General features: G+C 66.6%; 17 protein-coding genes. 2 read left to right on the forward strand and 15 right to left on the reverse strand.

What is annotated here, in order from left to right:
- The first annotated feature begins 6 nt into the window (after nt 1–6).
- Nucleotides 7–540 (forward strand): DUF4190 domain-containing protein, encoded by a 534-nt coding sequence (locus G6N38_RS28025; protein WP_179968456.1) that lies wholly within the window; start codon nt 7–9, stop codon nt 538–540.
- Here the strand turns inward: G6N38_RS28025 and G6N38_RS28030 are convergent.
- The 14 genes from G6N38_RS28030 to G6N38_RS28095 form a co-directional block, all read right to left on the reverse strand.
- Nucleotides 518–1,972 (reverse strand): MprF family protein, encoded by a 1,455-nt coding sequence (locus G6N38_RS28030; protein ID WP_163751351.1) that lies wholly within the window; start codon nt 1,970–1,972, stop codon nt 518–520. The two genes, G6N38_RS28025 and G6N38_RS28030, sit on opposite strands and share 23 nt — an antisense overlap.
- Complete coding sequence (locus tag G6N38_RS28035; protein WP_163751352.1) at nt 1,965–2,831, reverse strand: acyl-CoA thioesterase; 867 nt, start codon at nt 2,829–2,831, stop codon at nt 1,965–1,967. Before G6N38_RS28035 ends, G6N38_RS28030 begins: the two co-directional genes overlap by 8 nt.
- Nucleotides 2,832–2,841: 10 nt before the next feature.
- The gene (pyk, locus tag G6N38_RS28040) at nt 2,842–4,260 is read right to left on the reverse strand and encodes a pyruvate kinase (protein WP_163751353.1); all 1,419 of its coding nucleotides are present in this window, start codon (nt 4,258–4,260) and stop codon (nt 2,842–2,844) included.
- Between the two features lie 68 nt (nt 4,261–4,328).
- The gene (locus G6N38_RS28045) at nt 4,329–5,828 is read right to left on the reverse strand and encodes a glutamate synthase subunit beta (RefSeq protein ID WP_163751354.1); all 1,500 of its coding nucleotides are present in this window, start codon (nt 5,826–5,828) and stop codon (nt 4,329–4,331) included.
- Entirely contained in the window at nt 5,821–10,386 is a 4,566-nt protein-coding gene (gene gltB, locus G6N38_RS28050; protein ID WP_163751355.1) for a glutamate synthase large subunit, read from the reverse strand. The genes G6N38_RS28045 and gltB overlap by 8 nt, the downstream gene beginning before the upstream one ends.
- A gap of 172 nt (nt 10,387–10,558) precedes the next feature.
- Nucleotides 10,559–10,966 (reverse strand): DUF2752 domain-containing protein, encoded by a 408-nt coding sequence (locus tag G6N38_RS28055; RefSeq protein WP_163751356.1) that lies wholly within the window; start codon nt 10,964–10,966, stop codon nt 10,559–10,561.
- Nucleotides 10,956–11,345, reverse strand: a complete 390-nt coding sequence (locus tag G6N38_RS28060) for an NINE protein (protein ID WP_163751357.1) — start codon at nt 11,343–11,345, stop codon at nt 10,956–10,958. Before G6N38_RS28060 ends, G6N38_RS28055 begins: the two co-directional genes overlap by 11 nt.
- 30 nt (nt 11,346–11,375) lie before the next feature.
- A complete protein-coding gene (locus tag G6N38_RS28065) occupies nt 11,376–12,821 on the reverse strand; it encodes an HNH endonuclease signature motif containing protein (RefSeq protein ID WP_163751358.1) in 1,446 nt (481 codons plus the stop codon).
- Between the two features lie 166 nt (nt 12,822–12,987).
- Nucleotides 12,988–14,127, reverse strand: a complete 1,140-nt coding sequence (gene lgt / locus G6N38_RS28070; RefSeq protein WP_163751359.1) for a prolipoprotein diacylglyceryl transferase — start codon at nt 14,125–14,127, stop codon at nt 12,988–12,990.
- Nucleotides 14,124–14,936, reverse strand: a complete 813-nt coding sequence (trpA, locus tag G6N38_RS28075; RefSeq protein ID WP_163751360.1) for a tryptophan synthase subunit alpha — start codon at nt 14,934–14,936, stop codon at nt 14,124–14,126. Before trpA ends, lgt begins: the two co-directional genes overlap by 4 nt.
- On the reverse strand, nt 14,933–16,171 hold the full coding sequence (trpB, locus tag G6N38_RS28080) for a tryptophan synthase subunit beta (RefSeq protein WP_407662845.1): 1,239 nt from the start codon (nt 16,169–16,171) through the stop codon (nt 14,933–14,935). The genes trpA and trpB overlap by 4 nt, the downstream gene beginning before the upstream one ends.
- Before the next feature lie 36 nt (nt 16,172–16,207).
- Nucleotides 16,208–17,026 carry an indole-3-glycerol phosphate synthase TrpC gene (gene trpC / locus G6N38_RS28085; RefSeq protein ID WP_163751362.1) on the reverse strand — a complete coding sequence of 273 codons (819 nt, stop codon included), beginning with the start codon at nt 17,024–17,026 and terminating at the stop codon, nt 16,208–16,210.
- 78 nt (nt 17,027–17,104) lie between these two features.
- Nucleotides 17,105–17,704: a TIGR02234 family membrane protein gene (locus G6N38_RS28090; protein ID WP_163751363.1), complete on the reverse strand. Its 600-nt coding sequence runs from the start codon at nt 17,702–17,704 to the stop codon at nt 17,105–17,107.
- Nucleotides 17,701–19,221: an anthranilate synthase component I gene (locus G6N38_RS28095; RefSeq protein WP_163751364.1), complete on the reverse strand. Its 1,521-nt coding sequence runs from the start codon at nt 19,219–19,221 to the stop codon at nt 17,701–17,703. The genes G6N38_RS28090 and G6N38_RS28095 overlap by 4 nt, the downstream gene beginning before the upstream one ends.
- A 54-nt stretch (nt 19,222–19,275) precedes the next feature.
- Here G6N38_RS28095 and G6N38_RS28100 point away from each other — a divergent pair, with 54 nt between their 5' ends.
- Nucleotides 19,276–19,731 carry a peroxiredoxin gene (locus G6N38_RS28100; RefSeq protein WP_163751365.1) on the forward strand — a complete coding sequence of 152 codons (456 nt, stop codon included), beginning with the start codon at nt 19,276–19,278 and terminating at the stop codon, nt 19,729–19,731.
- Here G6N38_RS28100 and G6N38_RS28105 read toward each other — a convergent pair.
- On the reverse strand, nt 19,718–21,292 hold the full coding sequence (locus G6N38_RS28105; protein ID WP_246228114.1) for a 2-isopropylmalate synthase: 1,575 nt from the start codon (nt 21,290–21,292) through the stop codon (nt 19,718–19,720). The genes G6N38_RS28100 and G6N38_RS28105 overlap by 14 nt on opposite strands.
- Between the last annotated feature and the right edge of the window lie 142 nt (nt 21,293–21,434).

Genomic DNA, 21,434 nt, shown 5'->3' on the forward strand with positions numbered 1-21,434 from the left:
TCGCCCATGACTGAGCCCCCAGAGCAGGCACCTCAGCAACCCATCCCGCCGCCGCCCCCGCAGGGGTATCCGTACCCCTATGCCGCGGGCCCCTATCCCGGCGGCTATCCGCCTGCCCCGCCGCAGCCGTACGCGGGCTACGCACCCCCACCACCCACCGCCCCGCGCAACGGGTTGGGGGTCACCGCACTGATCATCGCGATCGTGGCACTGCTGTCGTCGTTCTCGGTGGTCGGCGGCGTCGTTCTCGGCATCGTCGCGGTCATCATCGGCTTCGCCGGCCGTAGCCGCGCCAAGCGCGGTGAAGCCAACAACGGCGGCGTCGCGCTCGCCGGCGTCATCCTCGGATTCCTGTCGATCATCATCGGCCTAGCCTTCATTGCGCTCTGGGTTGGCGTGTTCAAGGAAGTCGGCGCCACCGACTACATCGACTGCCTGCAGAAGGCCGGCCAGGATCAGTCCGCGGTCCAGCAGTGCGCCGATGAATTCAAGCAATCCGTGGAGAACAAGTTCAGCGTCACGCTGACGCCGACACCGTAGCCACCGGCAGGTGCCGCCGCCGCGGCAGGAACTCCAACGACAACAACACCACCAGCAGCGGCAGCACCTGACTCAAGGACAGCAGCACGTACCGGCGGTCGCCGACCGCATGGAACTTGCGCAGGTACCGGTATAGGGACTCCAGTGCGATCAGCGAGTCACCGAGGTGGATCGCCGCGTAGCAGAAGGTGCGCAGCGGCCCGCGTTCCTTGTCGTTGAAAATTTCCGGAAACGCCGCGAATGCCAACGAGAGACGCTGCGCACCAAGGTTTTTCATCGCATCGATCATGTCGACCGACAACCGCTCGTCAATGCCGTTCGGGGCGCCGCGGCGTCGCCACGGGATGTCGAGGGTGACATCGCTGCCGCCGCCGGCCAGAGCGTAACGGTGGAATCCCTGCACCCGGCCGGCGCCGTCGCGCGCGACGATCAGCAGGATGCCGGGATAGTGGCCGGTGAGTGCGCCGTCCAGGATCATCGAGAAGCCGCGCTCGGTGCGCGCCCCCTTGGCCGAGGACAGCAGCACATCGGTCAGCTCGGCCAGCTGGTCGTCGTCCAACTCTTGTTCAGCGACGATCTCGGTGGTGATGCCGAAGTTGTGGGTGCGCTGCACCGCCTGGCGTAGGTTGCGGAACCGCCGGCCCACCATGTCGAACGCGGGCACGTCGATCACCACATCCCGGCCGATCGGCACCGGTCGCAGCGTCTGGCCGATCACCGTAGGATCGCGCCACAGCCCGAGCCTGCGCTCACTGCAGCCAAGGACCACCACCCGCCAGCCGCGGGTGTGGCACATCCCGACGAAATCGGCGATCAGCTCGGTGAAGCGGTCTTCGTCACCGATCGGGTCGCCACTGACCACGGCGTAGCCCAGCCGGGTGCGGTAGGCGATCGCCGCGGTGCCGTCGGTGCTGAAGAAGTAGCTCTTGAGCACCTGCATGGCGAACGGTGCCACCGGGTCGCCGCTGGTCGCTTTGACCAGTGCCCACACCCGCGGTAACTGACCCGGCTCCGGTCGCGCCGTCGTCGGCCACATCAGTAGCAGCCCCGACGACGCGATCAGTACGTCGCCCGTGACGTCGAAGGCCAGCAGGTGGGCGGCGAACCCGGCGACAACCGACGCGGCGGCCGCGATCGCATGTGCGGCGGTCACCGGGCGGCCCAAGAAGATGCCCCGCGCGATCAGTGCGACCGCGGCCAGGATGGTTAGCGACCAGGCCAACCGCCCGTCAGGATGCCAATTCGCGTGGTGGTGGGTGCGGACCATGAGTACGGCGAGCCAGCTGGCCGCGATGAGCAACGCCAGCGCGCCCAGCCAGCGAGCAACCAGGGTGTCGACATGGACGACAACCCGTTCCCTGGCGCGGAGCCGCAGCGCCTCCTGGACCGGCGGTTCGGTCACCAGGAAAACCTTACGCGCTCTATCAGGCATTTCCCGGGAAGTGCTTGACGATTCCTTCCTGGACGACCGTGGCCACGACGTCCCCGGCCGGGCTGAAGAAGTGGCCGGTGCCCAAGCCCCGCGATTCGGCGGCCACCGGCGAATTCGTCGAATACAAGACCCAGTCCGAAAAGTCGACCTGCCGGTGAAACCACACCGAATGGTTGACAGTCACCGCGAAGATGCGGTCCCAGCCCCACGACAGGCCATGGGTGGTGATGATCGAATCGAGCACCGTGGTGTCCGAGGAGTAGATCATCGCGGCGGTGTTCAGTATCGGGTCGTCGGGCATCACCCCGTCGGCCTTGAGCCACACCTGATTGGCCGTGAGCATGCCGCCCTTTTCGCGCATGATCCAGGACGGATCGTTGGTGTAGCGCCACTCGATCGGGCGCAGCGCCTCGACGAATCCGGGCACCACTTTTTCGTACCCGACCAGCAGCTCATCAATAGTGGGCAGGTTCTCCGGCGCGGGCAGGTCCGGCATCGGGACGTTGTGCTCCAGCCCGCTGCCCGCTGAGAGGTAAGACACCAGCGCGGTCGCCAGCAAGGTGCCGTTCTGCATCGCATCGACGCGCCGATTGGCGAAGCGCCGCTCGTCGCGCAGCCGTACGACGTGATATTCGATATCGGCGGCCGGGTCACCGCCGGCGATGAAATGAACCGACAGTGCGCTGGGCGCGATCTTGTGGGCCACGGTGCGGGTGGCCGCGACGAAAGACTGCGCCATCAGCTGTCCGCCGAAGGTCCGGGGCGGATTCTTGCGGGGGTGAGCGCCGGCGAACACGTCGTCGCCGATCGGGGTGAGATCCAGAATGGCCAGCAGGTCGTCGAGGTCTGACGTGGCCAAAAGTCTCTCCCTAGTGGTCGTCCTCCCCGATCCGGTGCACGTGGATCAGATTGGTCGAGCCTACTGTGCCCGGAGGGGCGCCTGCGACGATGACCACCAGGTCGCCCCGCTTGTAGCGGCCGAGCTCGAGCAGGGACTGGTCGACCTGCCTGATCATGTCGTCCGTGGCCTTCATATGCGGAACGATGAACGTCTCGGTGCCCCAGGTCAGCGCCAGCTGGCTGCGCACCTCGGGCAGCGCGGTGAACGCCAACAGCGGCAGCGGGGTGTGAAGGCGCGCAAGCCTTTTCACCGTATCCCCGGATTGGGTGAATGCGACGAGTGCCTTAGCGTCCAGCCGCTCCCCGATATCGCGGGCGGCATACGAAATCACCCCACGCTTGGTGCGGGGCACGTGGGTCAGCGGCGGGGCAGCGGTCGAGTTCTCCTCGACCGCCCGGATGATCCGCGCCATGGTCCGCACGGCTTCCAGCGGGAACTTGCCGACCGAGGTCTCCCCGGAGAGCATCACCGCGTCCGCGCCGTCGAGCACGGCGTTGGCGACGTCGGACGCCTCGGCACGGGTGGGCCGGGAGTTCTCGATCATCGACTCGAGCATCTGGGTGGCCACGATCACCGGCTTTGCGTTCTCGCGCGCCATCTGGATTGCCCGCTTCTGGACCAGCGGGACCTCCTCGAGCGGCAGCTCGACGCCGAGATCGCCGCGCGCGACCATCACCGCATCGAAGGCCAGCACGATCGCTTCGAGGTTGTCGATCGCCTCGGGCTTCTCCAGCTTCGCGATCACCGGAACTCGGCGGCCGACCCGGTCCATCACCTCATGCACCAGTTCGGCGTCCGCCGGTGAGCGGACGAAGGACAATGCCACCAGATCAACGCCCAGACGCAGCGCAAACTCCAGGTCCTCGATGTCCTTCTCCGACAGCGCAGGCACCGACACGTTCATACCGGGCATCGACAGGCCCTTGTTGTTGCTGACCGGGCCGCCCTCGGTGACGGTGCACACGACGTCACTGCCGTCGATGTGTTCGACGACCAGCGCCACCTTGCCGTCGTCGATGAGCAGCCGATCACCGGGCGCAGCGTCCGCGGCCAGCTGTTTGTAGGTGGTCGACACCCGGTCGTGGCTGCCCTCACAGTCCTCGACGGTGATCCGCACGGTCTCGCCATTGGCCCAATAGGTCGGGCCCTGCGCGAACCTTCCCAGACGAATCTTGGGTCCCTGCAGGTCAGCGAGGATACCGACGGCGCGACCGCTGGAGTCCGAAGCCGCGCGAACTCGCTTGTACGCCGCCTCGTGATCGGGATAATCGCCGTGGCTGAAGTTCAGGCGCGCGACATCCATGCCGGCGTCGACGAGGGCATGGACCGATTCGTCGGTGCTGGTGGCTGGGCCGAGGGTACAGACGATCTTTCCGCGTCTAGTCACAGCGACTCAGCATAGTCGCCGTTCACGGGCATCTCGACCGATACAGATCGCAGTGCGATGGTGTTCACTCAGCCGACAGCCAACGGCAATTGGTGCGGCCGTACCGGCTCCGGGAGATCAGACTCCCCCATGAGATAGGCGTCCACCGCATGGGCGGCGGCGCGCCCCTCGGCGATTGCCCACACGACCAGCGATGCGCCGCGGTGGGCGTCACCGCAGACGAACACACCGGGCGCGTCGGTCTGCCAGTCCGAGCCGCAGCTGATGGCCCCGCGCGGGCTGAGCGCGATACCCAGATCGTCGAGCAACGTCATGTGTTCGACACCTTCGAACCCGATGGCCAACAGTGCGAGATCGCAAGGGATTTCTAGTGATTCACCAACCGGAGTGATGACCCGGCGGCCGTCGACCCGTTCGACCTTCACCTCGGCGATCTGCATGGCGCGCAGATTACCGTCGTCGTCGCCCACAAAGCGCTGCACGGCCACCTGGTAGCGGACGGTGCCGCCCTCCGCGTGCGCAGGTGAGCTGCGCAGCACCAATGGCCAGGTGGGCCATGGCGAAAGCTCGTCGTCGCGGACCTCCGGGGGTTGCGGGTTGTAGTCCAGCTGGGTCACCGACGCCGCCCCCTGGCGGTGCGCGGTACCCAGGCAGTCGGCGCCGGTATCACCGCCACCGATGATCACCACATGCTTGTCCTTGGCCGAGATCTCAGACGGTCCGTCGCCCTCACACTCCCGGTTGGCCGGGACCAGGTGCTCCATCGCCAGGTGAACACCATTGAGGTGCCGCCCTTCAACCTCGTTGTCGCGACCGCGGAGCGCACCCACCGCCAGCACGACCGCGTCGAACCGGTTGCGCAACTCCTCGACCGAGAGATCGATACCAACCTCGCACTCGGTGACGAAACGTGTTCCCTCGGCGCGCATCTGGGACAGTCGCTGGTTGAGCGTAGCCTTCTCCAGCTTGTATTCGGGGATTCCGTAGCGCAGCAGACCGCCGAGCCGGTCGTCACGCTCGTACACGGTGACGTGATGCCCGGCGCGGGTGAGCTGCTGTGCGGCAGCCAATCCCGCCGGCCCCGAGCCAACCACGGCTACGCTTTTGCCGGTGCCGATCGCGGCCGGCTGCGCCTCGATGATGCCGAGGCGCCAAGCCTGGTCGACGATGGTGTTCTCGATCCGCTTGATCGTCACACTGCCGCCGGTTTGTTCCTCGGAGATGGACAGCACGCAGGCCGCCTCGCAGGGTGCGGGGCATAGCCGGCCGGTGAATTCCGGGAAGTTGTTGGTGGCGTGCAGGCGTTCACTGGCGGCATCCCAGCGTCCCCGGCGCACCAGATCATTCCATTCCGGGATCAGGTTGCCCAGCGGGCAGCCAGCGGTTCCGGAGTGGCAGAACGGGATTCCGCAATCCATACACCGACGGGCCTGCTGAGATACCTCGCCGGCGCGGTCCTTGGGATCTTGGCGCTCGTACACCTCGCGCCAGTCGCCGACCCGCTCGTCGACGGTCCGCTTGGCCGCCTCGATCTTGGGAACCTTCAGAAATCCGGTGGGGTCAGCCACGAGTTGCCTCCATGATCGCGGTGTCCACGTCACGCCCCTCGGCCTTGGCCATCCTGGTGGCCTCGAGCACCTTCTGGTAGTCGGTGGGCATGATCTTGGTGAATTGTGCACTGCGCCTTGGCCAGTCGGAAAGCACTGATTTGGCCAGTGTGCTGCCGGTGTGGTGGACGTGGCGGGCCACGACGTCGTGCAGCCACTCCAGATCGTCGGGGTCCAGGCTCTGCAGTTCGACCATGGCGGTGTTGACCTTGGCCGAATTCAGGCCGAGTACGTAGGCGATGCCGCCGGACATCCCGGCCGCGATATTGCGCCCGGTACGGCCCAGTACGACGACCCGGCCGCCGGTCATGTACTCGCAGGCGTGGTCACCGACGCCTTCGGTCACCGCCAGCGCACCGGAGTTACGGGCGGCGAACCGCTCCCCGGCCCGGCCACGCAGGTACACCTCCCCCGACGTCGCACCGTACAACAGGGTGTTACCGGCGATCACGTTGTCCTCTGGCAGGAACAAGACGTCCTCGGGCGGGCGGACGATCACCCGGCCACCGGAAAGACCCTTGCCCACATAGTCGTTGGCGTCCCCGATGAGGTCCAGGGTGATGCCAGGCGGCAGAAACGCGCCGATGGACTGGCCGGCCGATCCGGTCAGCGTGATGTGGATGGTGTCCTCGGGCAGGCCCGCGGCCCCGTAGCGCCGGGTGACCTCCGAGCCCAGCAATGTGCCGACGGTCCGGTTCACGTTGCGAACCGGCAATTCCAACCGCACCGGGTGGGCATCCTCGAGTGCGCCCTCGGCCAGCGCGATCAGCGTCTGATCGAGCGCATGCTCGAGGCCATGGTCCTGGTCCCGCAGGCGACGGCGCTGAGTCAGCGGGCCGCCGTGGGCGTCGGTGGGTACCGCGAAGATCGGGCTGAGATCCAGCCCCTTGGACTTCCAGTGCGCCACACCGTCGTCGGTGTCGAGCACCTCGGCGTGACCGACAGCCTCGTCGATACTGCGGAACCCCAGCTCCGCCAGCATCGCGCGGACGTCCTCGGCGATGAACCGGAAGAAGTTCTCGACGAATTCCGGCTTGCCGTTGAACCGCGCTCGTAGTTCCGGGTTCTGGGTGGCCACACCCACCGGGCAGGTGTCGAGGTGGCAGACCCGCATCATGATGCAGCCCGCGACGATCAGCGGGGCGGTGGAGAAGCCGAACTCCTCGGCGCCCAGCAGCGCGGCGACCATGACGTCGCGGGCGGTACGCAACCCGCCGTCGCACTGCACGGTGATGCGATCGCGAAGACCGTTGAGCACCAACGTCTGCTGGGTATCGGCCAGGCCGATCTCCCACGGCGCACCGGCGTGTTTCAGGCTGGTCAGCGGCGCCGCGCCGGTACCGCCGTCGTACCCGGAGATCAGGACGACGTCGGCGTGCGCCTTGGACACCCCGGCCGCCACCGTGCCGACCCCGACCGAGCTGACCAGCTTGACGTGAATCCTGGCCGCTGAGTTCGCGTTCTTGAGGTCGTGGATCAGCTGCGCGAGATCCTCGATCGAGTAGATGTCATGGTGCGGCGGCGGCGAGATCAGGCCGACTCCGGGTGTGGAGTGCCGGGTCTTGGCGATGTTGGGATACACCTTGAATCCGGGCAGCTGCCCGCCCTCGCCGGGCTTGGCGCCTTGGGCCATCTTGATCTGAATGTCGGTCGCATTGACCAGGTAGTCGCTGGTGACGCCGAACCGCCCGGAAGCCACCTGTTTGACCGCACTGCGCCGGCGCGGGTCGTAGAGGCGATCTTCGTCCTCGCCGCCTTCGCCGCTGTTCGAGCGGCCGCCGATGTTGTTCATGGCGATCGCCATGGTCTCGTGGGCTTCCTGGGAGATCGACCCGTAGCTCATGGCACCGGTGTTGAACCGGGAGCAGATAGCGTCGACGGATTCCACCTCGTGCAGCGGGACCGGCGGGCGCAGGCCTTTCTTGAAGGCGAACAGCCCGCGCAGGGTGCCGCCCTCCCGGGACAGCCGGTTGACCTCTTCGGAGTACTTGGCGAACACCTCGCCCTGCCCAGTTCGGGTCGAATGCTGAAGCAGGAACACGGTTTCCGGGGTGAACAGGTGTAGCTCCCCTTCCCGGCGGAACTGGTATTCACCACCGACTTCCAGCCTGCGGTGCACCCGCTCGGTGGGATTCTCCGGATAGGCGCGGCGGTGCCGCTGCTTGACCTCCTCGGCCAGCACCTCGAGCCCGACACCGCCGAGCTGGCTGACGGTTCCGGTCAGATACTCGTCGACCACATCCTTGCTCAGCCCGACCGCTTCGAAAGCCTGTGCGGCCGTGTAGGAGCCGACGGTGGAGATACCCATCTTGCTCATCACCTTCATGACGCCCTTACCGAGCGCCTTGAGGTAGTTGCGCACCGCCGTGCCCGCGTCGATCCCGGTGAGCTCACCTTCGCGGATGAGGTCCTCGATCGACTCGAAGGCCAGGTACGGGTTGACCGCGGCCGCGCCGTAGCCGATCAGCAGGGCGATGTGGTGGACCTCGCGGGCGTCACCGCTTTCCACGACCATCGCCACCATGGTGCGCTGTTTGGTGCGTACCAGATGGTGGTGCACCGCCGCGACAGCCAGCAGCGACGGGATCGGCGCCCTGGTGTGATCCGAGTCGCGGTCGGAGATCACCAGTGTGCGTGCCCCTTTGGCGATCGCTTCACTTGCCCGGTGGCGCAGTTCCTCGATGGCGTCGGCCAGTCCTTCTCCGCCGCGTTCGACGTCGTAGAGCGACCGCAGCACGGCGGTCTTCAGGCCGGGCTGTTCACCGTCGTCGTTGATGTGGACGATGCGGTTGAGCTCGTCGTTGTCCAGAACCGGCCAGTGCAACAGGATCTGGCGGCACGAGGCCGCGGTGGGTTCGAGCAGGTTCTGCTCGGGGCCCATGACGCGGGCCATCGAGGTGACGATCTCCTCGCGGATGGCATCCAGCGGCGGGTTGGTCACCTGGGCGAACAGTTCGACGAAGTAGTCGTAAAGCAGCTTGGGGCGCTGGGACAGCACGGCCACTGGGGTGTCGGTACCCATCGACCCGAGCGGCTCCTGGCCGGAGGCCGCCATCGGCGTGAGCATGATCCGCAGGTCTTCTTCGGTGTATCCGAAGGCGATCTGCCGGCGGACCACCGATTCATGGTTGGGCGAGACGCGGGTGCGGGCAGGCAGCGTCGCGAGGTCGAGCAGACCGGCATGCAGCCATTCGCCGTACGGGTGCTCGGCAGCCAGCTGATCCTTGATCTCGTCGTCGGACACGATGCGCCCGGCTGCGGTGTCGATCAGGAACATCTTGCCCGGCTCGAGGCGGCCCTTGGCGACAACTTCGCCCGGCGGGATGTCCAGCACACCGCTTTCGCTGGCGAGGATCACCCGATCGTCGATGGTGCGCCACCACCGGCCGGGACGTAATCCGTTGCGGTCCAACACAGCTCCGACAACCGTGCCATCGGTGAACGTCACGCAGGCCGGACCGTCCCACGGCTCCATGAGCGACGCATGGTACTGACAGAACGCCCGGCGGGCCGGGGCAAGAGTGGTGTTGTTCTCCCAGGCCTCCGGGATCATCATCATCACGGCGTGCGGCAAGCTGCGGCCGCCGAGATGCAGCAGTTCGAGCACCTGGTCGAAGGAGGCCGAGTCGGAGGCGTCGGGGGTGCAGATCGGCGAGAGCCGGCTGAGGTCGCCGGGAATCTTGGCGCTGGCCAGCATGGCTTCCCGGGCATGCATGCGGTTGCGGTTGCCGCGCACGGTGTTGATCTCGCCGTTGTGGGCCACGAACCGGAACGGGTGGGCCAGCGGCCAGGACGGGAAGGTGTTGGTGGAGAACCGGCTGTGCACGATCGCGATCGCGCTCATGCAGCGTTCGTCGCGCAGGTCGGCGAAGTACTTGGGCAGCTGCATCGTGGTCAGCATGCCCTTGTAGGCCAAGGTGCGGCTGGACAGCGACGGGAAGTAGACACCCTCGGTGATCTTCTCGGCACGCTTGCGCACCGGGTAGACCAAGCGATCGAGGTCGATCCCGCCGGGGCGGCTGCCGTCGTTACGTGCCGGGGCGGCGACGAACAACATCGACATATGCGGCATACAGCCCAGTGCCGTCGCACCGACCTCGGCGCCGATCGGGTCGACCGGGACGCTGCGCCAGCCGAGGACCTCAATGCCCTCCTCGTCGGCGATGGCCTGGACCCGGTCCACGGCAGCCAGCCGTTCGACAGGATCCTGTGGCAGGAAACAGATGCCGGCCGCAAAGGTGTTGGCGCCGTTGGCCGTCGGTGCGGGTAAGTCGAACTCGACGACCTCGCGCAACAATTCGACGGGCAGCTGCAGAAGGATCCCCGCGCCGTCACCGCTGTTCGGCTCGGCCCCGGCGGCACCGCGATGTTCGAGGTGTTCCAGCGCGGTCAGGCCGTCAGCGACGATCTGGTGCGACCGTTGGCCCTTGATGTCGGCCACCATTGCGACGCCGCACGAGTCGGACTCGTGCCGGGGGTCATAGAGACCCTGTGCTTCGGGAAGTGCTGAGAACAGCATTCCAGGCTCCTCCGCGGTCGGTCATGCGGCGGGAAAGCTGGTGTGCGCGCGACGCGCTGGCATTGTGGCCTTGCCGCAGTCTGACATGTGTTGTCTGGGACTGCGCCGGCCCGAGGATTCGGCGCGAAGTTGCGTCGCACCGATTTCCGAGTGTATCAGCGAGGGCGGGTCACTACTGACTGATTAATGTGGGGACCAGCGGGAAGCCCGGCAGGTTGCGGACCACCGTCCAGATCACCGCCGAGACCACCATCACAGCGACCGCGGGCGGCGGAAAGGCGCGCTCACCTCGCCTGATCCGCCACGCCACCCAGATGGCCAGCAGCGGCAGCCCCACCAGCGCGAAGACGTTGTCGACGACGGCGGCGCCCAGGTCACCGTGCAGCAGGTCATGAGTCATTCGAAGTCCGCCGCAGAACGGGCAGTTCCAGCCGGTGAGCAGCCGGAACGGGCAGGGTGGAAAAAGTGTGCCCGGCCGGTGCGGGTCGACCGTCCCGACGTAGGCCAGGGCGCCGATGGCGAGGGCGCCCGTACCGATCGAAAGGGCACCCGTCCTAATCGAAAGAGCGCTACGTGCCATCGCGCAGGGGCCGCCCCTGCGGGTCGCGCACCTTGTCGGTGAGGATCAGGACGGCGTCGACGATGCCCCAGACGACAGCACCGATCCCGCAGGTAAGGAGTCCGACGACCAGCTGAATGACACCTAGTTTGGTATCGCCGAGGTAGATGCGACCGATGCCGACGATGCCCAACAATCCGATCAGCTGCAGAAGCCCAGCGATGACCTTGGACTTGTCCGACAACGGTTCACCCGTGATGGGATGCCGGCCGAACGGCGCGGCAGGGTCGTAGCCTCCCGGGGCCGGATACTGCGGCGGCATCGGGTAACTCGGCGGAGGCGGGTATTGGCCGGGTGGCGGCGGTGCGCCATCGGTGCCTCCGAACTGCGGCTCGGTCATGCCAGACAGCATGCCAGAGTGCGGCCGAACCTAGAAGGGCGGCGCGTCGTCACGGCCAGGCGGGGCCGGGCCGGCCACTGCGCGGGCCGCCGGAGTGCGGTCCCTCCGGTTGCTGGCTCGTTCGGCGGCGATCTGGTGGGCGCGGTTCTGCCGTCGGGTGGTCGGGCGCTTGGGCATCATCGCCGAGCGGTTGCCGCAGCGGTGCACCGTGGGTGGCGGGGTGGACGGTGGGCCCGTGGGTGTCATGAGTGCGGGAAACAGCAAGACACTGCCCGGGGTGGTGACGTAGGTGTCGCCGTCGGGAAGTGTCCAGATCACCGTGCCGTCGGCGAGCTGCTTGTCTTTCCAGCCCCAGAAGGTCTTCAGGATGTGGTGTTCGCGGCACAGGCATTTGAGGTTGGCGGCGTGCGTCGCGCCGAAGGGCCACGGAACGGTGTGGTCGATATCGCAGCCGGTGGCGGGCTTGTCGCAGCCAGGAGCCCGGCACGTGAGGTCGCGGGCCCGCACGAAATCGGCAAGCGCGCGGGAGGGGTGGTAGCCGGGGACCGGCGGCACGTCGACGGGAACGATCAGCGGACGCTGACGAGCCGTCGTCCTGAGTTCGGCCAGCAGTTCCGGTGAGATCAAGTCCCCGGTGTCGAGCAGATGGGCCGGCTTGTTGGCGGCGCCCTCGAGCGTCGCCTGATCGGCAACGACATGGATGACAACTGAGCCTGTCGGGGTTTCAGCTGCCGCACAATCAGATTGGCCGCAGCGACAGACAAGTCGATCAACACCGGTACCCAACATTCCCAGCGCATCGGAGCGACGCTGCCCCACCGTTCGGGGATCGTCCTGGCACACGGACTTCGCCATCACATTGAGCCGCTTCTCGAGCGCCGCGCCGTCGGTGATCGTGAGCCGCGCCGTCAACTCCACATAACCGTCGGTGGACTCCCAGAATTCGACGTCACGATCACTACCGCGATCCTGAATCCGCCGCACCGCGTCGGGATCCCGTCGAATGACGATGTCGTCGATCTCGGTGGCCAGCTTGCGGCGAGTCATCGACGGCCAGCGGGCCACGACAGCCGCCAACTCCGCATCGACCTCAGCCATGGCCTCGGAATCGGTGATCAGATGCGTGCGGTAGACGACCGTCTTGAACAACCGGCAGTCGATATCGCCCGCCTCGAACACTGCCGAGACTGCCGGCAGCCGCAGCATGGCCAGCGCGTAATTCATGTAGCTGTTGGCCATGCCCATGCTGAGTCGCAGCGCCGCGGCAACTTCAGCACCCACAGCCGCCCAGGTATCGACCGCCCAGTCCTCGCGCTCACCCCACTCACGGCGACGCCGCTCGAAAATATCGGCAATCACCCGCAACCGTTCTGCGGCGGCCTGATTCTCCAGCCGCGACACATTGACCAGCCGCTCGAACAAGCCGGCAGCCGCGCTCGACGGCTCCGCGCACTCAACCGGCCATGCATCGAACATGCATTCGATTATGCCACACTGCCACGACGTTTGCGCAGCTCTAGAGGGACTCCGAGAGCTACTCCGTCGACGTCAACGACATGCTGGAAGCTACCTTGCCAGCCTGGCACCGAATGCTGTCGTCTGTCGCGGGAGGTGAACTACCTGATTTGACGCGCAGGCAGATTCAGTCGCGGTGGACTTCCACACCCCAGAGCACGCGGCGGACGACCGCGCGGAATTCGCGGCGCTGCGCTGGCTCTGCCGCTGCGGCGGGCTCAGGTTCCGGCGCGGGCTCGGGTTCGGGCTTCTCGACATCGCCAACGGCGGCAGCATCTTCGGAGTCATGCTCAGCGGCCACATTCACCGCAGCGGCAATACCGCCACCGGTGGCGACGGCCACCAGATCCTCGGCCATCTTCTCGGCAGGCGATTCCTCATCGGGCCCTTCCGCGGCCTGCTTGCCACCCAGCGTGGCGGGATCTTCGCGGCCCTTGGGCGCCAGCAGGATGTACACGACCGCGCCGATGAACACGAACACCGACGTGAACGAGTTCACCCGAATGCCCGCGATGTGGGTGGCGGTGTCATCGCGCAACAACTCCACCCAGAACCGGCCGATGCAGTACGCCGCCACATACGCCGCGAACAGACGGCCGTGACCGATCTTGAACCGCCGGTCGACGTAGATCAGGAACAAGAACACCGCGAGGTTCCACAACAGCTCGTAGAGGAACGTCGGCTGCACCACCGCGGCGACCTGCCCCGTCGACACCCCGTCGAGGGAATGCACGTCGACCATTCCGGACGAGTCGCGCCGGTAGAAGATCTCCATCCCCCACGGCACGGTCGTCTCACGGCCGTACAACTCTTGGTTGAAGTAGTTGCCGAGCCGGCCGATCGCCTGCGCCAGAATGATGCCCGGCGCAATGGCATCACCGAACGCCGGCAGTGGAATCCCCCTGCGCCGACAGGCAATCCAGGCACCGACACCGCCAAGGGCAACCGCGCCCCAGATACCGAGCCCGCCGTCCCAGATCCGCAGCGCCGCGCCGATACCGGCGCCACCCTCGGCGAAATACGTGCGCCAGTCGGTCATCAGGTGGTAGAGCCGGCCACCGACCAGACCGAACGGTACCGCCCACAATGCGATGTCGTAGATGACGCCCCGCTCGCCGCCGCGTGCCGCCCACCGGCGGTCACCGATCACCAGCGCGGCGATGATGCCCGCGATGATGCATAGCGCGTACGCCCGAATTGGAACCGGGCCCAAATGCCACACACCCTGCGGCGGACTCGGGAAATAAGCCAAGACGGTTGTCGTCACGAGGCAGGCACCTTCTGTCGCACACCCACAGCAAGCTCTTCGGTCAGCGTCCGCACCGCCGCCAACCCGTCGGTCAGGGCCGACACCAACGCCGAACCCACGATCACGCCGTCTGCGAACGCCGCGATCTCGGCGGCCTGCTCACGCGAGCGCACACCGAGCCCGACCCCCACCGGGATGTCCGAGATCTCCTTGACCCGCCCCACCAGTTCCGGCGCCGCACTGGACACCACGTCACGCGCACCGGTCACGCCCATGGTGGACGCCGCGTAGACGAAGCCCCGCGAGGCAGCCACGGTCTTGGCCAACCGCTCCGGGGTCGACGACGGCGCAACCAGGAAAATCCGATCCAAGTCGTGGGCCTCGGAGGCTGCCAGCCACTCATCGGCCTCGTCGGGAATCAGATCCGGGGTGACCATGCCCAATCCCCCGGCCGCCGCGAGGTCACGCGACCAGGCATCAATTCCGTAGTGCAGCACAAGATTCCAGTACGTCATGACGACGGCATTGCCACCCGCTGCGCTGATCGCCTCCACTGCACGCAGGGTGTCGCGAACCCGAACGCCCCCCTGTAGCGCAACTTCGGTCGCGGTCGCGATCACCGGCCCGTCCATCCCGGGATCGGAATATGGCACGCCGACTTCGATGATGTCGCAACCGGATTCGACCAGCGCGACCATCGCGTCGATCGACACATCAACGGCGGGATAACCGGTCGGCAGATAGCCGATCAGAGCGGCCCTGCCCTCGTCGTGGCATGCCGAAAAAATGGAACCCAGCCGACCCGACTGGCTGTGCTGAACCGTCATGAGGCTCCCGGGCCGGAGTGGTCGAACAACCCGAACCACTTGGCCGCCGTCTCCACGTCTTTGTCACCGCGCCCGGACAGATTCACCAGGATGATCGCACCGGGCCCCAGCTCAGCCGCCAGCTTCGCAGCCCCGGCCACTGCGTGTGCCGATTCAATGGCCGGAATGATGCCCTCCAGCCGGCACAGCAGACCGAACGCGTCCATAGCCTCGGTATCGGTGATCGGCCGATACTCGGCGCGACCGAGATCCTTGAGGAAGGCGTGCTCGGGGCCGACACCCGGATAGTCCAGCCCGGCCGAGATCGAGTGCGACTCGATCGCTTGGCCGTCCTCGTCCTGCAAGAGATATGAGTACGAGCCCTGAAACGCCCCTGGCGATCCGCCGGTGAAAGTTGCTGCATGCCTGCCGGTTTCAACGCCGTCACCTGCCGCCTCGAAGCCGACCAAACGTACGGCGGGGTCGTCGATGAAGGGGTGGAAGATACCGATCGCATTGGACCCGCCACCCACACAGGCGGCCACCGCGTCGGGCAGCCGGCCGGCCTGGGCCAGGATCTGCGCCCTGGCCTCGAGCCCGATGATGCGCTGGAAATCGCGGACCATAGTGGGGAACGGGTGTGGCCCGGCCGCGGTGCCGAAGCAGTAGTAGGTGCGGTCGGCGTTGGTGACCCAGTCACGGAAGGCGTCGTTGATGGCGTCCTTCAGGGTCTTGGACCCGGACTCCACCGACACCACCTCAGCACCCAGCAGCCGCATTCGCGCCACGTTCAGCGCCTGGCGCGCGGTGTCCACCGCACCCATGTAGATCACGCATTCCAGACCGAGCAGCGCGCAGGCCGTCGCGGTCGCCACGCCGTGCTGACCGGCACCGGTCTCGGCGATCACCCGGGTCTTGCCCATCTGCTTGGCCAGCAGCGCCTGCCCCAGGACATTGTTGATCTTGTGCGATCCGGTGTGGTTGAGGTCTTCGCGTTTGAGGAACACCCGCGCCCCGCCAAGGTGCTCGCTGAGCCGGACCGCCTCGTAGAGCGGCGACGGGCGCCCGGCGTAGTGGGTCTGCAGATTGTCGAGCCGATCCAGGAATTCCTGGTCGGTGCGGGCCTTTTCGTAGGCGGCCGTCACCTCTTCGATGACGGCCATCAGCGCTTCGGGAACATACCGACCGCCGTACACGCCGAAGTGTCCGCGAGCGTCAGGTTCGTGCGCCGTCGGTTCGGCGACAGCCGCGCTCATGCGCGGCACGTTCGGGGTAGAGGTATCGGCCACGACTCAGCGGGCGGGTTTCGGGCAGGAGGGGTGGGCCCCCGCGGTCACCAGGTCTGCGACGGCGCTGCGCGGATCTCCACTGGTCACCAGACCCTCGCCGACCAGCACGGCGTCCGCCCCGGCGCCGGCATAGGCCAGCAGGTCACCGGTACCGCGAACTCCCGATTCGGCGACCCGGATCGTGTCCGACGGCAGCCCCGGCGCGATCCGCGCGAAGCAGTCCCGGTCGACCTCCAGCGTCTTGAGGTTGCGAGCATTTACACCGATCACCTTGGCGCCGGCCTGCAGCGCCCGGTCGGCCTCCTCCTCGGTGTGAACCTCGACCAACGCAGTCATCCCCAGCGACTCGGTGCGCTCCAGCATCGACTCCAGGGCCGGTTGTTCGAGCGCCGCCACAATCAGCAGAAGCATGTCAGCGCCGTGCGCCCTTGCCTCGTGAATCTGGTAGGGCCGAACAATAAAGTCCTTGCGTAGCACCGGAATTCGGACGGCGGCACGCACCGCGTCCAGATCGGCGAGCGAGCCGTGGAAGCGACGCTCCTCGGTCAGCACGCTGATCACTCTGGCCCCGCCACTCTCGTAGGCGCGGGCCAATTCGGCGGGATCGGCAATGTTGGCGAGTTGGCCCCGGGAAGGGCTGGCGCGCTTCACTTCGGCGATGACGGCGATGCCCGGCGCGCGCAGCGCGGCCAGCACGTTCAGCGGTGCCGGCGCCGCCTCCGCGGCCGCCTTGACCTCGGCCAAACTCACGATCGCCTCACGGGCGGCAACGTCTTCGCGGACTCCCTCGATGATGGAGTCGAGCACGGTTGCCGAACTCATGCGAACTTCGATCCCTTCTAGGCCCTGACGATCTCGCTTGTGTCTTTGAAAGGGTAGTCGTAGTACGCCGCGCATTCGTCACCGACCCTCGGTGTCGGGGCCTCGTTCCGTGGGATCGACACCCTCGTCGAGGGCATCCCACATGCCCCGCTCCGAGCTGGCCGGGTCCACGTCGTCGCTGCGTGCGGCACTGCGCCTGGCCGCAGGCGCGGCGTACTTCGCCGTGACACCCCGCCCCGATCCCGCCGACCGCATCAGCAGCACGGCAGCGACCAGTGCACACACCGCCGCGGCCACGGTCAGCCCGGCACCCACATAGTTCCGGCTACTGGCCACCAGCGACGCGACCGGCAGCTGCGCCAGCTCGGCGGCGCGCGGGCCGATATCGGGCATGACGATGAGGCTGACACCGAGGTATCCCAGCAGCAGCGTGACCACGGCGATCAGCACCGCGACCGCCCGCAAACCCCAGCTCCGCACGGCCAGCCCGGCCACCGCCGCCGCCAGCAGCAGCACGGCCAGCGGCAGTAGCGCGTTGGACCAGCTGGCACCGGTCAGCGTGACGGTCTTGGGCTGGCCGAGTCCATCGAATGACGTCACCGAGACCCACACCAGCCGCGAGCCCGCCCACAGCAACACCGCAGAGACGACCAGCAGCAACTGCCCGATGCGGATCACGGGGCACTCAGCGTTTCCGCGGCCGCAATCGCGCTGAGCACCGCCTTGGCCTTGTTGGATGCCTCGGTGTATTCGTACGGACCGTTCGAATCAGCCACCACCCCACCGCCGGCCTGCACATAAGCGGTGCCCTTGCTCATCAGGGCGGTGCGGATGGCGATCGCAAAGTCGGCATTGCCGGCGAAATCCAGGTAGCCCACGACGCCGCCGTAGAGGCCGCGGCGAGTCTTCTCCACCTCTTCGATGAGCTCCATCGCGCGCACCTTCGGTGCACCGGTCAGCGTGCCGGCCGGGAAGCACGCCGTGACCGCGTCCAGGGCCGTGCGGCCGTCGGCCAACAGGCCGGTGACGGTTGACACCAGGTGCATGACATGGCTGTAGCGCTCGATATGGCTGTAGTCCTCGACGCGTACGGTGCCCGGCACGCATACCCGGCCCAAGTCGTTGCGGCCGAGATCGACCAGCATCAGGTGCTCGGCGCGTTCCTTCTCGTCGGCCAGCAGCTCCTTCTCCAGCAGCTGGTCTTCCTCTTCGGTCTGGCCGCGCCACCGGGTTCCGGCGATCGGATGCGTTGTGGCCCAGCCGTCCTTGACCGTCACCAGCGCCTCAGGGCTGGAGCCGACGATCGAAAATGCCGTTCCCCCAGCCTCATCCGGGATGTGCAAGAGATACATGTATGGGCTGGGGTTGGTGACCCGCAGCATCCGGTACACATCAATCGGGTCGACGGCGGTGTCCAGCTCGAAGCGCTGGGACGGCACCACCTGGAAGGCCTCACCCGCTTCGATCTCCTTGACCAGCCGCTCGACGATCGCGCTGTACTCCTCGGGCGTGCGCTGTGAGCGGTGTTGCCGTTGCGGCCGGGAGAACGTCGCCACGCTCGACGACAGCGGCTGGCCGAGCGCCTCGGTCATCACATCGAGGCGCGCGACGGCGTCGTCGTAGGCCCAGTCGACGCGATCGTCAGTGCCGTTCCAATTCACCGCGTTGGCGATCAGGGTGATGGTGCCCTCGTGATGGTCAACGGCGGCCAGATCGGTAGCCAGCAGCAGCAGCATGTCGGGCAGCCCCAGATCGTCGACTGCCAGCTGCGGCAGCCGTTCGAGACGCCGAACGAAGTCGTAGGCGAAGAAACCGACCATGCCGCCCGACAGCGGCGGCATTCCCGCGAGCGGACCGGTGGACAGCAGTGCCATCGTCTGATGCAGCGCCGCCAGCGGGTCGCCGCCGGTCGGGGCGTCCTGCGGGGTGGCGCCCAGCCAGACCGCCTCCCCGTCGCGAACCGTCAGCGCCGACGGCGCCCCGGCTCCGATGAACGACCAACGGGACCATGACCGCCCGTTCTCCGCGGATTCGAGCAGGAAGGTTCCGGGCCGGTTGGCAGCCAATTTCCGGTACGCCGACAACGGTGTCTCGCTGTCTGCGAGCACCTTGCGGGTCACCGGCACCACGCGATGTTCGGCGGCCAGCGCACGGAACTCCTCGCGTGTGGTGGTGGCGGCGAGGTTCGATTGCACAGATACATCCTCCCAGACCCGCTGGCCTGGCTTGACGGGCGTAGCCTGCACCCCATGAAACGTGGAGACCGGGTTGCGGACTTCGAACTGCCGGATCAGACCGGCACCGTGCGCTCGCTGACGAGCCTGCTGGCCGACGGGCCGATCGTACTGTTCTTCTATCCGGCCGCAATGACGCCGGGCTGCACCAAGGAAGCCTGTCATTTCCGCGACCTTGGCTCCGAGTTCGCCGCGCTGGGTGCCAGCCGGGTCGGCATCAGCACCGACGCCGTCGAGAAGCAGGCCCGGTTCGCCGACTCGCAGAGTTTCGACTACCCGCTGCTGTCCGACGCCGACGGCGCGGTCGCCACGGCGTTCGGGGTCAAGCGCGGGCTGCTGGGCAAGCTCATCCCGGTCAAGCGCACGACGTTCGTGATCGACACCGACCGCACGGTGCTCGAGGTCATTTCCAGCGAGGTCAACATGGACGCCCACGCCGACAAGGCGTTGCAGGTACTCAAGTCGCGTTGACAGCGCTCATGACCGCCGCCATCGACGCCGCCAGCGCCGAATCGCCGCGTCCGCATGCCCAGCCGGTGCCATCGTCTCGGCGGTACTGCAGGTAGGCGACCCAGATGTCGCCGACCGATTGTTGAGTCAGTGCCATCACCTCGATCGGCCGGCCGATTCCAGCGAGCACCCGAATCAGCCCGTCCACCCCATCAACGGGCTCGTTGAGTTCGACGGGACCGCCCCGATTCACATAAGCCACCTCGAAGAGGTCGAGGAGCTCGGCGGCGGTGATCTCCACCCCGCGGGCATCGGCGAATGTTTGTGCACGCCGGGCGAAGTCGATCTGCAGCCCGCGGGGCAGGTCCAGTCCGAATTCGGTGAGCAGCACGTAGGCGAAACCGCCCTTGCCCGACTGTGAGTTGACCCGGATCACCGCATGGTAGGTGCGCCCGATATCGGCCGGATCGATGGGAAGATATGGGACACGCCAATCGATTTCACGTTCGGAACGGCCCATGCTCAGTGCGCGTTCGCGATGTTCGGCCAGGCCCTTCTTGATCGCATCCTGGTGGGTTCCCGAAAATGCCGTGTGGACCATGTCACCGACATACGGATGCCGTTGATGGATCGGCATCCGCGTGCAGTGCGAAACCGTGCGGGCGATCTCGTCGATATCGGAGAAGTCGATCATCGGATCGACACCCTGCACATGCAGATTCAATGCCAGCGTGGCGATGTCGACATTGCCTGTCCGCTCGCCGTTCCCGAACACACAGCCCTCCACACGTTGCGCACCGGCCAGCACCGCCAGCTCGGCGCACGCGATCCCAGTCCCCCGGTCATTGTGCGGATGCACCGACAAGATCACGCTGTCACGCCGCTCCAGATTGCAGTGCATGTACTCGATCTGATCGGCGTATACGTTGGGTGTGGCCACCTCGACGGTGGCGGGCAGGTTCAGGATCACCGGACGTTCAGCAGTGGCCTCCCACAGCGCCGTCATGTCGTTGCAGAGGCCTAGTACGTACTCGGGTTCGGTGAGGTTGAAGACCTCCGGGGAAAACTCGAAACGGATGTTCGTCTGATCGCCGGCGAATTCGAGCACGTCGCGGCCGCCGGCCAGAATCAGCTCGCGCAACTCGGCACGATTCCTGCCCAGGACCACGTCACGCCAGGTGGGGGCCGTTGCGGTGTACATGTGAATGACAACGTCGTTCGGGATGCCCTGAATCGAGGCGACGGTGCGCTCAATCAGATCACGACGGGCCGGGGTGAAGACGACGATGGTCACATCCGTTGGCGCGATGTCGGATTCGGCCAGCAGCCGGACGAAGTCGAAGTCCGTCTGCGAGGCCGACGGGTAGCCGACCTCGATCTCCTTGTACCCCATGGCCACCAGCAGCTCGAAGAATCGGCGCTTACGCGCGGGGTCCATCGGTTCAGCCAGCGCCTGGTTGCCGTCGCGCAGGTCGACCGGGACCCACAGCGGGGCCTGGCTGATCTGCGCATCGGGCCATTTCCGTTGCGTGAGTGGCACTTCCACACGGTCATAGACGCTGGCATAGCGATGCGAGGGCATCTGAGACCGTCGTTGACGATTCCATGCGGGCGCACCGACTGGAACGGCTCCGGCGGGAGTGTCGATAGTGGGAAATGCGGCAGTGCTCATCGTGGTTGCTTCCTGGTCGACTTCGGGGTGGATCCGACCGGCGCGACGACGC

It is taken from the genome of Mycolicibacterium helvum (assembly GCF_010731895.1).
Taxonomy (GTDB): Bacteria; Actinomycetota; Actinomycetes; order Mycobacteriales; family Mycobacteriaceae; genus Mycobacterium; species Mycobacterium helvum.